Source organism: Dietzia sp. B44, assembly GCF_014145245.1.
GTDB lineage: Bacteria > Actinomycetota > Actinomycetes > Mycobacteriales > Mycobacteriaceae > Dietzia > Dietzia natronolimnaea.
The window spans coordinates 1-1,671 of sequence record NZ_JAALEF010000468.1 but is presented as its reverse complement, the minus strand read 5'-3'; the positions used below and the strand labels follow the sequence as shown (position 1 = coordinate 1,671).

At 70.1% G+C, this 1,671-nt stretch carries 1 protein-coding gene; it reads right to left on the bottom strand.

What is annotated here, in order from left to right; translation table 11 throughout:
* Positions 1–38: 38 nt before the first annotated feature.
* The gene (locus G6017_RS14290) at positions 39–1,409 is read right to left on the bottom strand and encodes a cytochrome P450 (RefSeq protein WP_182617957.1); all 1,371 of its coding nucleotides are present in this window, start codon (positions 1,407–1,409) and stop codon (positions 39–41) included.
* Between the last annotated feature and the right edge of the window lie 262 nt (positions 1,410–1,671).

The window sequence follows — 1,671 nt, the reverse complement described above, 5'->3', positions numbered from 1 at the left end:
CGGGCGGGTCGCGCGGGCGGGCGAGTCGCCGGGTCGGCTCAGCCGGTGCGGGCCGGCGTGAGCGGCCGCAGGGACACCGGGAGCCCGTCACCGGGGAACGGCAGCGAGTCGTTCTTCATGGGCGGGACGTAGTCCAGAGGCACCGACCACTCGAAGTGCCGGAGCAGCGCGCTGAGGACGAGCTTGGACTCCAGGTTGGCGAAGATCATGCCGAGGCACTTGTGTACCCCGCCGCCGAAGGGCTCCCAGGCGTAGCGGTGGGACTTGTCCTCGCGCCTGCCCTCGGTGAACCGCTCGGGGTCGAAGATCTCCGGGTCGGTCCAGTACTCGGGCATGTGGTGCGACAGGAGCGGCATCACCGAGACGAGCCGTCCCTTGGGGATCGCCACCCCGAGCACCTCGGTGTCCTTGACCGCCCGGCGCGCCAGCACCGGCACCGGCGGGTGCAGCCGCAGCGTCTCCTTCATCACCAGGTCCAGGTCGGTGAGACCCTCCAGCTCGGCGAGGGTCGGCGAGGGGCCCAGTTCCAGACACTGCCGCCGGCAGCGCTCCTGCCACTCCCGATCGCGCCCGAGTTCGTAGACCATCGAGGTCACGGTGCTGGTCGTGGTGTCGTGTGCGGCCATCAGCAGGAAGATCATCTGGTTGATGATGTCGTCGTCGTCGATCCCGCCGGAGGCGTCGGCCACCTGACACAGGGCAGAGAACAGGTCCTCACCGGGGTTGGCACGGCGGGCGGGCAGGTGGCGCCGGAGGAACTCCTCCAGCAGGCGCCGGCCGCGGGTCGCGCGACCCCACTTGGTGAACGGCAGGGGAGCGGTCGAGCGGATGTAACCGTTGGCGGCATGCACGCAGTCCACGAACGCGGTGTTGACCCGCTCGATCTCCCCGGGTTCGGCGTATTCGGCGCCGCCCATGAACACCTCGGTGGCCAGATCGAGCGTGTGCGACTTGAGGGCGGGGTAGACCTCGAACGCCCAGTCAGGGGTCCAGCTCGAGATCCCGCGCTCGACCAGCGGGGCCAGGGTACGGGCGTATCCCTCGAGCCGGGGGCGGGTGAACGCCTCCTGCATGAGGTGCCGGTAGTGGTGGTGCTCGGCGAAGTCCAGCAGCATCAGCCCGCGGTCGAAGAACGGGCCGACGAGGTATCCCCAGCCGGGGCCGTTGGCGAACGCCTTGTCGGCGTTCTGCAGGGCGATCTGGCACGCGTCGGGGCCGATCAGCGCGGTCCAGGTGGCGCCGAGGAAGCTCAGTTCGGAGACCGGCCCGTGGTCGCGGTACCGGCGGGCCATCGTGGCCAGCGGATTCTCGACGTACTCGAGGGTCCCGCCCAGGATCGGCAGGTGGGAGCGGAGGGGGGCCGGGCCCGGCCGGTAGACCGGATCGCGCGGATCGCCATCGATTGACATACTGCACCTCTTTGTCGGGGTCCCTCCAGTCTGTGACCTCCCTCACGCGACTGTCCGCCGAATAGCGAAACTGGCGGTGTCGTTTCTCCCCGCGGTGGTGACAGCGGGGTGGTGGCAGCGGGGCGGTGACAGCGCGGTGGTGACAGCGCCGAGGTGACAGCGGGGTGGTGGCAGTTGTCGTGATCAGGCTCGGGCGACGAGCGCGGCCACGTCCACGCCGTCGGGCAGTGCGCCGTACTCGGCCGAGCGCTCGTCGCCGAGC

Bases quoted from the DNA above. Each gene is read 5' to 3' on its own strand.
- G6017_RS14290 (WP_182617957.1), bottom strand. From the start codon at position 1,409: ATGTCAATCGATGGCGATCCGCGCGATCCGGTCTACCGGCCGGGCCCG.